We start from the raw sequence: 15,199 nt of genomic DNA, 5'->3' as shown, positions 1-15,199 counted from the left end.
AATTCGCTGCTCTTTTTTATGGCTCACAGGAAAGCAGAAGATTAGAATATTAATCCAAGCTGTTTCAAGGCAGTTTCGCATTGTTGAGCATTTTCAAATTGAATTGCAGCCATACCAACCGCTTTTGCCCCCTCTACGTTATAAGGCATATCATCAAGAAACACCGTTTCTGAAGCAACAAGTTGGTGAGCCTCAAGAAGGTTCTGATAGATTTCTGGTTGAGGTTTCAATAACCCCAATTCGGCAGAAACCGTCGTGCCATCGAACAGCGGCCAGAATTGATACGTTGATTTGAGATACTCAACAATTTCAACCACGTTGTCGGTTAACGCATAGACGCCATAACCCGCAGCTTTTAAACGTTTCAGTAAATCGACACTGCCGTAAATCAGCAATTGTGTCTGTTTTACATAATAAAAGAGTCGTTCACAATCTGCTGCTGAAAGTTGCTTCTCTTGTTGATAACGCTGTTTGGCTTGCGACTCGCTAATCAGGCCTTTATTTAAGTCCATCCAAATTGAGCTTGTGAACAGATCTTTGACGAACCATTCCACATCGGCATCATTGCCAAAAGTGAGTCTAACAATTTCGATTGGCGACCATCTAACGAGTACATTTCCAACATCGAATACGACATTTTTGATTGCTATTGGTTGCATAGGCTTCCTTGTTTGATAAGTTGAGCCGGTGAGAGCGTGTTCTTTCTAGAAATTGATGTTGCACGGCTTTCCTGCATGAGATATTGCGCGAGTTCGCGTTTTTGTTTATTTAATATTCGAATTTGCTTAATTATTAATTTTGTGAATATAACGAGCTGAATTTAAAGTAGAGCGTCGCGAAATATTTGATTGAAGTCTCACTGCTTATGCTCCTTAAGTAATATATAATTGAAGGGCAAATAGAATGAAAACAAAGCAAACCATAAAATTAGTCAACAACGTTAAGGCTTAGTTAATAAAGTATTCAATATGGACGCGATTCGCAAAGTTTATCAGTACGCAGAACCAAACCTAACGCTAGTAGGATGGATGGGCTTTGTTGGATTCCCAATCTATTACGTGGTGTGGGAGTTTATGTTCCCGCAACCCTATGAAAATCTACCGCTACGTTTACTGTGTTCCGTTTTGTTCTTCGGCATCATTGCTCGTAATCGTATGCCTTTTCAATGGCGCCGATATTTACCTGCTTACTACCAAGTTGCGGTCACACTTTGTTTACCTTGCTTCTTTTTCTACATGTTGTTGATGAATAATTGGTCCAACGTGTGGGTCATGTCCTTTATGTCGGCGATATTTCTGCATATTTTGTTGGTACATATTACGCGAGTAATGTTTGCTCAAACATTTGCCGGGATTGGACTAGCGACGTTTTTTGCTTGGGTTGCTCAAGGTTTCCATTTAGAACTCACGATGGATTGGACTCACGTGCCAATCTTTTTGTTTATTTACCTGTTTGGCAACTTGTTTTACTTCCGTAATCAGGTCGAGCACGAAGCAAAGGTTTCTTTGGCTAAGTCTTTTGGGGCTGGTATCGCCCATGAAATGCGCAATCCTCTTAGCGGCTTACTAACGTCGATTGATGTTATTCAATCCGTGCTGCCCAACCCTAAACAGGGGAGGAAAGAGCAATATGTTTTAAGTGATGAAGATGTGACACTGTTACGGGAAGTGAGCGATGACGCAATGAACATCATTCACTCTGGAAACGAGACGATTGATTTGTTGCTTACCTCCATTGATGAAAATCGTGTCTCTCGCTCAACATTCAAGAAACACTCGGCACAAACTGTCGTGGAGAGTGCTATCGAGAGCTTCAGCTATAAACGTTCGACAGACCGTTTTGCTATCTCTTTGGATGTAAGAAGTGAATTTGATTTCTTAGGTAGTGATACGTTGTTGAAGTATGTGATGTACAACCTATTCAAGAATGCCTTTCATCATCGCAGTTCCGAAGATTTTCATATTCACGTCACCATGTACAGTGATGAAGTCGTGAACCAAATTGTTGTCACGGATAACGGTTCAGGTATTCCGAGCGAGGTGATTCGCAGCATCTTCAGAGATTTTTACACGACCGGTAAATCAGGTAATTATGGATTAGGATTGCCATTTTGTAAGAAAGTGATGCGTTCATTCGGCGGCGACATCAAGTGCCAATCAGAAGTTGGTGAATGGTCTCAGTTCACCATGACGTTTCCACTGATTACCTCAAGCTCGGTTAAAGAAATTAAAAATGAGCTGACCAAACTGAAGACCATTTTAATGGTTACGGAGCAAAACATATTGGTTGCAAAAGTTACTGATATTGCGCGCTTTATGGGGTTTGAATTGACCGTTTTGGATATTGCATCAGCCCTCAAGAAGAAAGAATATGAGTTCGAGTTTGACCTTATTTTTGTTGATATGGAAAGCTTGGATTCTAGAGGAAGTCATCTGGATAAAATTGAGTCTTTGCTATCGTTCACAGAAGCTCGTATCGTCTATTTGTTTGAGCACCATCCAATAGAACGAGTTCGTAATGTGAGTTTTGACGCGATTTGGGTCGAAACCCAAGCGTGGCTCTTGAACACCAAAGCCACTATTGACCGTTTGCTCTATGATGCGAGCTATGTTGTCACAGCACTGCCAGTGCGCCCTTTAGACGCGACAAATAAGCGCACGATAATGGTAGTTGATGACAATGAATCTTTACGAAAATTCACCGCAATGTTGTTAGAAAAGCAAGGTTTTGATGTTATTCAAAAAGAAGATGGACAACAGGCTTTAGATGCGTTGGATACCGATAGTATCGACCTTATCTTGATGGACATTGAGATGCCAGTAATGGATGGCGTAGAGGCGTCACGACGTATTCGTGGGGCAAATAAAGCGTATTCGGCTGTACCTATTATTGCACATACTGGTGATAGTTCTCCGGTAACATTAGATAAGATTGGTTCTTCCGGGATGTCTGATTTTATTGTTAAGCCCGCAGATAAGAACCGACTCTTCGATAAGATTGCAAACTGGATCTAACTGAAATCAATAACGAGTAGAGCTCAGCAACATGCTGAGCTCTTTTATTTTAGCGGCAATACACAAGCTTCCATTCAAAAGGGCCGTTGTCTTTTCTTATTATACGAACTCTAATTCTGGATGGTTAAACGCCTCCTGGCATACCGTAAGCACGTGGTCGATGTCTCGTGGTGTCATATCGGCGTTGATCGAGAAACGTATGATGTTTTTGTTCTTTCCTGTTGCAGGGCGACAGAATACTGCGCCAAAAACATCACGGTCTTCGAGAAAGTCACGCACACGTTCAGTATTTCGTTCGCTACCGCACTCTAAGGCAACAATTTGAGATTCGCTCCGAATATTAAACCCAATCTGTTTTAATCCAGTTCTGAGCTCTTTGGCGCGCTGAAAAAGGTCTTTACGTTTATGATCGGACCCTTTAATGACGTCCAACGTTTTCTCCAAGCGAATCACTTCTTGAGGCAATACCGTCGAGCTAAAAATCGCTGGATAAGCAACAAAAGGAAGTGTTTTCGCGAGTTTTTCTGGGCCGAGAATCGCTCCTGCTCGATAAGCAAAGGTTTTTGCCAGACTGACAGTAATGAAATCGACTTTATCAGTGAGTTCCAGCGCTTTTACCAAGCCAGAGCCGTTAGGCCCGTGTGTTCCTAATGAGTGGGATTCATCCACCACTAAAGCACAATCAAACTCACTCGCCATTTCGTAGATGTCGTGGAGTGGGGCGATCGTACCAATCGTGCTATAGACCGAATCTACCACGATGACGCCTGAGCCATGACGCTGGATCTGCTTACGCAAGTGGCTCATGTTGTTGTGCATGAATGGATGCGCTTGCGCTCCTGCTGCCCGAATACCTTCCCACAATGACATATGCGCAAAGAAGTCGATATAGACCGGTGTTTCAGGCGGACAAATGGTCTGCAGCAAACCAATGTTAGCAGCCCATCCCGATTGGGAAAGTAAACAACTGCCCATACCAACATAGTCGGCTAACAATGCTTCGAAAGCAGGCTTGGAGGAATCGTCTTGTAAGAAGATTGCTGACATCACCACGTTATCGTCGTGTTCAACGATCGCATCCCGATGTGCTTTCTGGATTTGTTCGTTATGAGACAACGCTAGGTAGTCATTACTTTGCATGATTACCGCGTTGCTTTTTGGACGTTTACCAAGAACCAAGTGCTTTTGGTTCTCGTTTTGTTCAATCAAATCTTGAAGGTAAAAATCCAGGCGTTCCTCAACAAAAGAAGGAAGTGGTTTCGTTTTCGATTTATCACTCATAATAAGTTCTCTTCGTAATACAGAAAAACGCCAGCGCTGACAGCTATATAGTTTGACGAATATGAATGAACTGTCATTAGTCAAGTTGCATAACTTTGCGTGTCCTTGCAAACTCGGCATTTAAGGGTTGGGTGAGGTTTGTAACTCCTTACCATTCGGGGGTCTAACTAAGATCGTGCTTGAAAAATAACCGTTAATTTACGTAATAAAAATTAATGATTTTGTTTGATATTTCCTACAAAACTTAACGACGAAAGCAAATTACAAAGAGAGAAAGGGGGGGCTTTTAGAGGTCTTAGTTCCACAAAATGTGAGAACGAATGTCTGACTTTTACGAAAAGAAGAATATATTTTTGATGCAAAAAAGGCGCGATAAATACGCGCCTTCAAAACGATGAGTATTGAACAAGTGTTGGTTAGCGTTTGTTACGAAGGTAACGCTTGCGACGCTCTTCTTTACGCTTGGCTTTTTCTTCTTCTTTACGCGCGGTTTCGATTTCTACTTCGATTAGCTCTTGAGTGATCATTTCTGGAAGCTCTAGAGTGATTTGACCTAGAGTGCCTTGACGCAGCTCGTGAAGAAGGATTTCAGATACTTTGTGAAGGTCTACACGTCCACCCGCACGTAAAGCACCGCGACGACGCCCGATCTCTTCCATTATTTCGATATCAGATTCAGGAAGCTCTTCAATTTGGTAGCGCTCTTTTAGTCGTTCAGGGTAATGAGCGGCTAAGTATTCAACGGTATAGAAGGCGACTTCATCATATTCCATTGCCGTGTCTTTTACTGCGCCAGTTGCTGCCAAACGGAAACCACTGTGTGGGTTTTCTACTTTTGGCCACAGGATCCCCGGAGTGTCAGAAAGAACGATACCATTTTGAAGGTTAATACGTTGCTGACGACGTGTAACCGCCGGTTGGTTGCCTGTTACTGCGATAGTTCGACCCGCCAAAGCATTGATAATGGTCGACTTCCCAACGTTGGGGATACCCATGATCATGGTGCGGATGTTTTTGCCGATTTCTTCGCGATGTGGAGCAAGCTTACGTACTAACTCCATAATTTTTTGGACTTCGGGCTGTTGAGAGGTAGTAATGGCAATCGCTTTTACGTTGTGTTCTTTCTCGAAATGGTCAATCCAAACTTGGGTTAACTCTGGATCCGCGAGATCACGTTTGTTCAGTACTTTTACTACTGGCTTATCTCCCTTGAGCTCCGCGATCATAGGGTTTTCACTACTAAAAGGGATACGAGCATCAAGCACTTCAATAATGACATCTATTTGAGGGATTGCTTCTGCAATCTCTTTTTGGGCTTTATGCATGTGGCCCGGAAACCACTGGATAGAGTTGTTAACCATCTGAAAAATCGCCTTATTGTTTCATGGTTATGCTGGTGGGTTATTCGTCTTATTTACATCACTTATGAGGATGTTAAGGGAGTGGGGCTAATGATCACCACTCGTTACCACTACAGCGAGCATGTGATGATCTTAACACTTTATTGGTGGAGCGGAAATGTTAGAGCAAGAGTGACAGGAAGATATTTAACGACTTAAGCACTGCTGGCGCTCCGATTTGGTCACTTTCGAATCGAAGCTCACAGACAGTGACGAGATTTTAGGTATTCACTAGCCAAGTTCTGTGTTCCGATGAACTGAAAAAAAGAAACCAAAACGATATTAAGAGGCGTATTTATGTAACTCTTTAATGAGCTCTACACGCTCTTTTCTTGCCGCCAACATCATTTGCATGTTTACGGGGGGAGCAGGGTTGGTTCTGATTCGACGTGCATAATCAACAGGAACACCATCAACGATCAGCTCTAAATGCAGGTGTGGACCGGTTGTTCTTCCCGTATTACCTGTTCGGCCAATGGTTTGTCCTTTAGTGACATTGTCACCCACACGAACGTCGCTTCTAGATAGATGTAGATAACGAGACATTGAGCCGTTGGTGTGACGAATATTAATGTAGTTGCCCGCAAAGCGGTTATACCGTGATTTAACAACAACACCGTCCGCAATACTCTGTATCGGTGTACCAATTGGGACTGCGTAATCGGTGCCCAAGTGTGGGGCAATCAATCCAGTGACTGGGTGTTTTCGTTTTAAATTGAAACCAGAGCTAACTTTGTGCTTTTTTGCTAGTGGAAATGAGTAATATGGCTTGCGAATTAGCTTATTGCCATATTCATCGTATGCGTTGTTGTTGCCATCACTAATAACGAAAAAGTTTCTTTTACTACCGGAATAGTAAAAAGAACTAATGTATTTTTCGTTATACCTATTAGTTCGGGTTTTTATTGAGAATTTATCGCCTTTTCGAACGGAGCCAATAATGTCAAATTCGTTTTCAATTAATTTCAGTAGTGATTTTATTTCTTTTTTAGATAATCCAGCGTTTATCAGAGATGTTACAAACGAGTAATCAATGCGGCCCGTTTTAATGGTCGTGCGACGAAAGTTAGTTTTGTATATTTGGCGAATGTTGCTGTGATTTACTACTTTAGGAACAATAGCTTGAATCTCATTCCTGGGGGAGAGTAATTGATGGGTAACTGACACACCCGTAACGATCGCGAGCGCAATGATAATAAGGGGTAGAGCAAAGTTTTGCGCATGTTGTCTTAATATTAAACTTGTCATTGAAATAAAACTGTGCTTAGAGCCGAAAAATTGAGGGGAGTATAATATTTAAAATAAAATCTTACACGCCGTTATAGCTAATTCCTGTGTTTTTACTAATTAAATAACGATAGATGTGAAGTAGCGCCGCTAAAGAGGCTTAAAACTACCTATTTTCTTAGCGTTTATGTTTGATTTTATGGTTATTTTGTCACGTTGAGAAAATTCCAGACAATAATATAATCTCGGCAAAATAGACTCTGCCAAATTACTATGTTCACTAAAAATACACTAAAACCAACGTTAGGTCTCATGGCTGCTTCACTTTTATTGAGTGCATGTGGTGGTGGGGATGGTGGTGATAACACCCCGCCAGCTAGGAATACAGGAAGCATCTCAGGTAACGTTTTTGACGCTCCAGTCAACGGTGCCAAGATCGAGGTGTTTGAATACAAGGATGGAAAAGTCGGCAGATTGCTTGCGGGTACGACTTCTGATGCCTTTGGTGATTACAAGCTTGAATTCGAATCCTCTTCGATGCCTTTGTATGTCGTCGCGCAGCAAGGTAGCTACACCGATCCTCTCACAAAAGAAATTGTGTCATCGAGCGCGGGTAAGACTTTGCGCTTAGAAGGGGTAGTGAATTTTAGTGAAGGTAGTGATCAGAAATTAATGCTCACACCACTGACTAATATCGTTTCTGGTTTAGCTAAGTATAAGATTTCTGGTGGGGAATCTGGCTCGGATGCAGTCTCTGAAGCCTTAGATAGTATCAATGGGATGTACGGGTTCAATGTCAATGAAACCACTCCGATTGATATAACGAAAGGAGGCCAAAGTAGCTTTGCTACACCTGGTCACCAGTACGGAGCTTTGTTAACAGCATACTCTTCATATTCTTATGACCTGATTCAAAGATACGGCCAGTCTGAGGACAACGTCTATACTTCAATGCATTTTGCTGATATTCAATTTCGTGATGTCATCGCTGATGGTCTTCTAGACGGCTTAGAAATCAGTGACTCGACAGGTGCAGTGACGCCGCTTACGTTTGGTCAGCAGAGAATTACTAGCGACGTTTACACTCAAGACCTTTCTCAACACGTTTTGATTGTAGTGAACGACCCAGAGCTTAATATCTCAGGGACGGATGCTGATGATTACGTTGCTTTTAGTCAAAAAATTAATGACTTGGGAAGTCATGGTACGACCGATGGTGTTATTCCACCACGCGATGAAACCGAAATCGATACAACACCACCAACCGTAACTCGCACCGATAGTGATGTATTAGCAAGAACAGATAGCGTAGATATCAGACTTAATGACGATATCGGTGTTCAATCTGTTTCTGCTTATGTGGAATATCAATTACATGGTGCTTGGTCAGGCGAATTCAAATGTAACGATCAACAGACTTCTGGCAGTGAGTTTTGTTCGGTTGATGCAAGCGGATTTGAAGTCGGGGTTCGAGAAACAAACATCAAAGTAAGTGTCGATACAAAAGCCATTGATGCAGTTGATGTCAACCCAGATACCGGCCTTTCTAATGTAACTGCAGCGCGTTTGGTGTTTTACACGGCGGACGTTTTAGGCAATGAACTTGTTTCTGGTAGCAATTCAGGTCATTACGTTAATTTTGAGTGGGATAATGATGCACCTGTCATTTCTGTTACTTCGGCAAGCGCTATTAACAACGTAGTTAAAGAGTACGTATTAAAAGGTATAGTAAAAGAAGCGTCTCAAGACATTAAATCTGTCAGCGTATCTTTTAAGAGTGGGCTACCGAAAGATGTGTCTTGTTCTCCTGTGACCGCAGAGTCGGGCAGCGCTTGTGAGTTTAACGAACCGTATTCGACAGACGATTTCTTATCTACGACTACGTTCGATATCAAGGCGACCGATACCAAAGAAAACGTCGGTGAGTACCAGCATGCAGTAAGCCGTGACGATCAAGCGCCTGCTCAGATCATTACATACCCTGAAGGGGCATCGATGAACTACGTCAATGTGACCGTCGATGGAGAAAGGTCTACGTACGAAGGGGTTTACACGCAAGATACTTATACATCAGACAATGTTCAGTCGAGTAGAGACTACTTGAAGATCGATTATGTCTATGCTGCTTCTGGCTTGAAATCAATTGATGGCGTTGATTTCGCCGATTTTGACGTCAACGTATTGAAAGAGAATAAGATCCCTTACGTACGAGTTCGAGTTTCTGATGTGAACTCCGATACGGTTTTAGGCTCAAGTGCTGACAAACTTAAACTAGTCGTGAAGTACTACCTAAGCCAAAACAATGACAACAACTACGCATTTCAAAACACAACACAAACCGTGGCCTCGACGGACACTATCACCGCGAGTATCCCTCACGAAACTATTTTAGATAGCGAAGGCAGAGTCGATGAGGTTATTTACTACGTTCCTTTCGTAAAAGAGGTACTTGGTGATGGTTTTAAAAACGTTTCAGAAAACGCTAGCCAAAAACTGGTAATTCAAACCATCGACGAGTCCGACAATGAAAGTGCGACGCAAGAAGTTTACTTCCGGAGCAGTTTTGACCTACCTACGATGACGGTTGTGACCCCTTTCATTGGGGCACGTGTGCAATTAGAAGGTTTGAACCCAAATGGTGAATTCACTTCTCTAGCAAGTTGTACCACTATTCAGCAGCCAGAAAGTGATCAAACTACCGCGCTTGATGTTGCTTCGTGTGAAGCCACGACGGACGTTGTCAATTATGAATTCATGCGAGTACGTTTAATTGGTGTAGAAGGGACGGACCCTCACTACTACCAATGGAAAGATGATGCAGGTGCCAAAGCGAGCGTTAATCTAAACAATGCCAATATCGGCGCATATTTTGAACTTGATGGTTCGAATACGTATTACGTGACCGAGCTTGCCACTTACCAGACAGGTTTGTTCGATTATCGTTGGAATCAGGTAGAAGCCGGTGACAAAACATCAGAACGCGCCTCGCAAATTCTCACGGATGTGAAATACGCGCTAGCTGGCGGTAACGAATCGTTCTTTGGATTCGATCCAACCATTACGGCGTACGCTACAAATGAGATGCTTGAAGAGACAATTCCTAGCGATCTCTCTAACGACTACCTGCATCGTTTCCTTGTTGAAGCAATTGATAAATTAGCGGAAAAGACGCCACGCAACAATTCTTCTGATTTCGCTTCCGCTATTTATGACGATCTTAGCTACGATGGTAAAGCAAACGGAATTGGTGCTGGTGGGAATCAAATCAAATTGGATGATTACGAATTCGACTCTGATACCTACCGCAAAGACCTTGCTCAGTCTTACTACGATATCATGACTGAAAAATACGGCATCCCAGATAATATTGCTCAGCTTTATGCCGATGATATTTCTACGGCTAATCCTAAACTTGGCGAAGACAATATCTTTGATAGTGGTGGCGGTAGTATTGATATTTATCCTCCGAAACAAACACTAACAATAGAGACTGGCCGCGAAACAATGGTTGGCGACAAGCTTTATGTCGCGGGTGAAGTGGTATCTAGAGTAGTGTTAGAAGATCCATCTGGGGTTGTAGAGGAAGGTGACCAAGCCCCGAAATTCCAAAGTATGTGGTATGCCATGGGTGACCCTAATACTGCTATTCCATTGGAACTTCAACCACAAGAATCTGGCGATAGCGATAAATTTAGAAAAGAGTACTTCTTTACCTTAAATACAGAGTCAGCAGATCTCACCGATATCATCGAGTTTGCGTTGGAGACAACGGCATTCGATACCAAAGGTAATGGATTTACTGAGGCCGACCCTCTTGTAGAGCGTTTGTATGTAGATAATGACTATCCGGAGGCGAGTTACATCCCTCCTATAGGTCCAGATAAAAACCCTATAGGGGAAGATGTTTATCTGAGTATTAAAAATAACATCCACGATCTAACTTTTGAGTTGAAAGATGTGGTTGATGACAAACTCGAGAAACGTAGCTTACTTTTCTATAAGACATCTGGCGAAAGATACCCAGTTTCATATGAGCAGTTTTATACTAACCAAAGCGATCGGTTTGTCGTACGCCTATGCGGTCAGGAAGATTGCTCGACTCAAGGAACAACAATTAACCCAGGAGATGGTGACTGGTTAGCGGTAGTTAGTGCCGAAGATAACTTGGGGAACGCGGTATCAGATGCCGACAATGGGGCCCCAAGGTTTCGTATTTATATCGACTCTGAGTCACCGGTTGTTAATGATGCGGAAATTACAGAGCGATTGGGTGGCAACGATGTTTGGACTCCGGTGATCGATTGGGGTGATCTTAGTCAAGGTAGCAATGTAAAAGTCGAACTAAGGAGAGGCTCAGGTCAATCCCAAACGTTAGAAGCTTGCGATCCTGAAACAAGCGTTTGTGATCAACCATACCTCATTGGCGAGCAGCCGGATGTTAAAGTTCAATTGGTTGCTGAAGCCTTTAATTACGATTCCAAAAATGAATTTTATGTAACGGCAACGGATAAAGCCTATCCAGCAAACGAGAGTAGGAAGGGGACGTTCAGCTTTCAAGTTGATAATAAGGGACCAGTAATTCTACTTTCTACCCCTTGGATTGAAGACGCTTTGAATAAAGAAAACACCGTAGTAGGACGTAAGTTCAATGTGCTTTTTGAATCAGTGACAGATGATTCTGGTATTGAAGAAGTATCCTTGTTCCAGGTAGATAACCCTACAGTGTTAAAAACGTTTAAGCCTGAGAACCCAAGTCAAAAGTTCGAAATGCCACTTTTGGAAGATGAGACTAAGAATATTGACCTGAATGAAGGAAATCGCATCCGTCTCTATGTTAAAGCAAAAGATGTTCATGGTTTTGAAAGTCAATCGAATACAAATAGCGTAGTTTTTGATAATCAAGGCCCAGAATTTAGCTTGATGGGGCACGATGTTAATAGTTATTACAATAGTGATTATGTCTTTGAGCTGAGAGCTACAGATTTAGGCCCGAATGGCAACGTTTCTACTGAGGGGGTAGATCGAGAAAACTTAGAGTACTGGATATTTGAAGATGTTGAACCAACTCCGGGTACTCCGGGAACCAAAATAGTTAATGCTGACGCTCTTAAAATCCCTTTAGGTGGGCAAAGTGATGGTGAGCATACAATTAGAGTTAAAGGTTCAGATACTCGTGGCAACTCATCGACAAGTGACTTTTTGGTTAACGTGAGCAGTAAGCTTCCCCAATTGGACCTTACGATTGCTTACGCAGATAGTGGTGAATCAATTGACCGAGTTGTATATAACGAAGGTGACATTAAGCTAACTTTAAAAGTAACCGATGTGAGTGGTGTTAAAGAAATTAAATCTACTTATAAATACTCGGGTGAAAGTAAAGCGACAGACTTTCAGTTTTATAAAGTCGACGGTTCAGAGGACACTTGGGAAGCGACGTTAACCCAGCTGCAACTAGGAACTGATGGGAACTATGAGCTGAGTATTAGTGTTGAAAATAATGTCCAACATAACGGTACTCCACTAGTTAGCAACATTAACCGTACGTTAAGCGTCCAGCGTAATGGTGTAGCTATTGATATTGATGAGCCTATAGATTTTCAGAACTATGTGTCTGACGGGGTGTTAGACGTCAAATTCGTAACTAAAAGTGAAGTAAAAGCAAAAAGCATAGAGTGTTGGGTTCGTCGGGAACACAATGGTGACGATGCCCCCCCTAGTGGAGAAAAGCCTACTTCTGGCGTGAAGAATATTTCTTTGGGGCAAGAGCCTAGTTGTAGCGTTGACTCGGAAAATGTTTCGTATTCACCTGCTGTTTTGATCGTCCAAACTACGGGCACGAATGGGGCCGTAGCAGTGCGGAAGTTTGACTTTAAAATGATGGATGCAGAGGCTCCAAAGACAGTTTCACCTGAAACGGATCAATACGTATTTCAGGGCTATGAGGTGACCTATGACTTAGATGATCCAACTAAGTACCTTGCATTTGACCTTATATTTAAAGATGAGTTGTCAGGAGTAAATATTACCGACAACGCGGATTTCCCTAAGTTAATTAGAATGGCTGGAGGTATTCCGTTTAGTGCTGAGAGTTGTGTTTTGAATGCCAATGGTGAAGCTGTTTGCCGTTACAAAGAAAAGTATGCCGATATTATTCAAAAGACGGCGGTTACGCATGCCTACAAAATTTCCAACATTACTGATAATGCAGGCAACTTAGCAGCAGAGCATGAGTTTGAATTCATATTACCAACTGAAAAGCCGGTAGTTGAAATTACAAGCCCTGAAGGTAGTGATGTATTAAATGGTAAAATCCTCAATGTAGACTTTAGAGTTAAGCTTGCCGAATACTCGGACATAGAAAATGTCAGTGTTACCTTTGGTGGTGAGTCTTACGACTTAAAAAATAACGCTGATAACTTCAGAAACTTCACCACTTGTAGTGATGATGACACGTATCGCTGTTCAAGCTTTCATAGTGATGAGTTGGATGCGGGATTAGAAAATAAAGCGTTAACAATCGAGGTTCTGGTCACTGACGTTTGGGAAAACCGTGGGTTAGATTTAGTTGAAGATATTCGATTTGATAATACTGCTCCTGTCATTGGAGATTTGATCACGGTTACTGAGCAACCAGGTGACAAAGTTAGGTTCACTTTTGTCGAGATGAAAGATGACGTCAGTGGTTTAGCTAAGGTTAAGTACACGGTGCGAGCGCTTGACTTTGAAGAAGAAAAAACGAACAAGGAAAACGATAAGGAATACATAACTTATTTCGAGCTATCCAAAGGTGAGCTTTCAGGTCTTGATAAAATTACGGTTGAGGTAATCGCGAAAGATGCGGTGGATAACCAGAGTAGTGAAGACAAGACTATCGATCTGACTGTGCCGACTATTACTCTCTCATTTAATGACATGACTAGCTTGCTGGGAGGCAAGCTAGCATTCACTAAAGAAAGTCAATCGTTCACGATTACGTCTACAGAGGGGGAGCATGTCAAGGCAACTCATTATTCCATTGATATGGTTCCAACTACCGGAGACCCGCTTAACTTCAACGGCAATATTGTGTCGTCAAGCGCGACTGGTACCATGGATTTTGCAATTGATGACCAAGCTGAATACATATACAAAGTGACAGTCACTGACTCAATGGGACGTGCTGTTACAGACTTTAAGCTTTTTAATAAGATCTATGATGCCAAAGGTATCGAATCAGTTGTTGATTTTGAAGTTCCTGAAGTGTCGATCAGCAATATCACGCAGGATGACAAAGCAACAGATGACGGCAAATATCAGTCGGATGTAACTGCTCAGGTAACAGATAAAAACTTAAGTTCAGTAACATCAACAGCTGACAACGGTTCAGGTCTAGCAGTAGGGCCACAGTCAATCACGGAACCTACTAACGATGGCGACCCTTATGTGTTCCACTACTTGTTATCGCCAGGAGATTACACGATAAAAGTAATCGCGACTGATGCAGTCAGCAATCAAACGGAAAAAACGACAACATACAAAGTGGAAGCAGCGACAGTCCCTGAGTTAACAATATCGACGAATGCAAGCACACCTTTGGCTGGTGGCGCCGAAGTCCCGCTTACATTTACTTTTACTGAAGAAGTCACAGATTTCGATATTTCAGACGTAAAGTTAGATGAGAATAATGGCGGTGAGTTGAAACCTTTATCTTGGAGTACCACTGACAACATAACTTGGACAGTCACATACATAACACCAGAAAGAGAAAATAAAGACATAACCATACGGGTCGATGATGGAAGCTATAAGAGCATCAACAATATCCCCGGAAAAGGGGATAGTTTGATTCTGGGGGTAGAAGGTGTATTGCCAACACTGACTAAAGTAACGTTTGATCCTCTGCATCAAGAAATCGGAAAGGCAGTAGACGTTAAGCTAGAGTTTGACAAAGAGTTGCAAGAGGCCACGGCAACATTGGGAACGAACAATGTTACTTCGCTAACGTCTGATCCTGCTGATAAGAAAGTTTGGACCGGTACCGTTAATGTCCCAGACGTACCAGAACTCGGTGTTGGCCTAGTGGTGAGTCAATATAAAGACCTAGTAGGTAATGTGGGTGAGGACAATACGTCGTATGAATTGCCAATCACGCCAACCTTAACCGTTGAAAATATCGGTGATGTTAACGAAACGGGTGCTGCAAGCGTTGCCGTCAGTGGCGATAGCACACGCTTTGAAACTTCTGACGAACTGACCATCAAAGCGGTCGATACGGACAATAAAGAAGTCACGCAAACC

The 15,199-nt window shown here is 42.4% G+C and carries 6 protein-coding genes; 2 read left to right on the top strand and 4 right to left on the bottom strand.

The features are described from left to right. Positions 1–41 precede the first annotated feature (41 nt). On the bottom strand, positions 42–659 hold the full coding sequence (locus VJL_RS14015) for an HAD family hydrolase (protein WP_038878822.1): 618 nt from the start codon (positions 657–659) through the stop codon (positions 42–44). A gap of 309 nt (positions 660–968) precedes the next feature. On the opposite strand from VJL_RS14015, the gene VJL_RS14010 reads away from it, so the two are divergent. After that, entirely contained in the window at positions 969–3,014 is a 2,046-nt protein-coding gene (locus VJL_RS14010; protein WP_038878820.1) for a hybrid sensor histidine kinase/response regulator, read from the top strand. 99 nt (positions 3,015–3,113) lie between these two features. Here the strand turns inward: VJL_RS14010 and cqsA are convergent, their stop codons facing one another. The 3 genes from cqsA to VJL_RS13995 all read right to left on the bottom strand — a co-directional run bounded on the left by cqsA (position 3,114) and on the right by VJL_RS13995 (position 6,943). Further along, positions 3,114–4,415, bottom strand: a complete 1,302-nt coding sequence (cqsA, locus tag VJL_RS14005) for an alpha-hydroxyketone-type quorum-sensing autoinducer synthase (RefSeq protein ID WP_081634981.1) — start codon at positions 4,413–4,415, stop codon at positions 3,114–3,116. Positions 4,416–4,711: 296 nt separating this feature from the next. Continuing rightward, positions 4,712–5,656, bottom strand: coding sequence for a ribosome biogenesis GTPase YlqF (ylqF, locus tag VJL_RS14000; RefSeq protein WP_038867858.1), 945 nt, complete (start codon positions 5,654–5,656; stop codon positions 4,712–4,714). A gap of 321 nt (positions 5,657–5,977) precedes the next feature. After that, positions 5,978–6,943, bottom strand: coding sequence for a peptidoglycan DD-metalloendopeptidase family protein (locus VJL_RS13995; RefSeq protein ID WP_038878817.1), 966 nt, complete (start codon positions 6,941–6,943; stop codon positions 5,978–5,980). 291 nt (positions 6,944–7,234) lie between these two features. Here VJL_RS13995 and VJL_RS13990 point away from each other — a divergent pair. Beyond that, positions 7,235–15,199: Ig-like domain-containing protein (locus tag VJL_RS13990; protein WP_038878815.1), on the top strand; the 7,965-nt coding region annotated here is incomplete at its 3' end.

The sequence above is a fragment of the Vibrio jasicida CAIM 1864 = LMG 25398 genome (assembly GCF_000400365.1).
Lineage (GTDB): Bacteria > Pseudomonadota > Gammaproteobacteria > Enterobacterales > Vibrionaceae > Vibrio > Vibrio jasicida.
The sequence above is the reverse complement of the archived record's forward strand: the minus strand, read 5'-3'. Positions and strand labels throughout refer to the sequence as shown.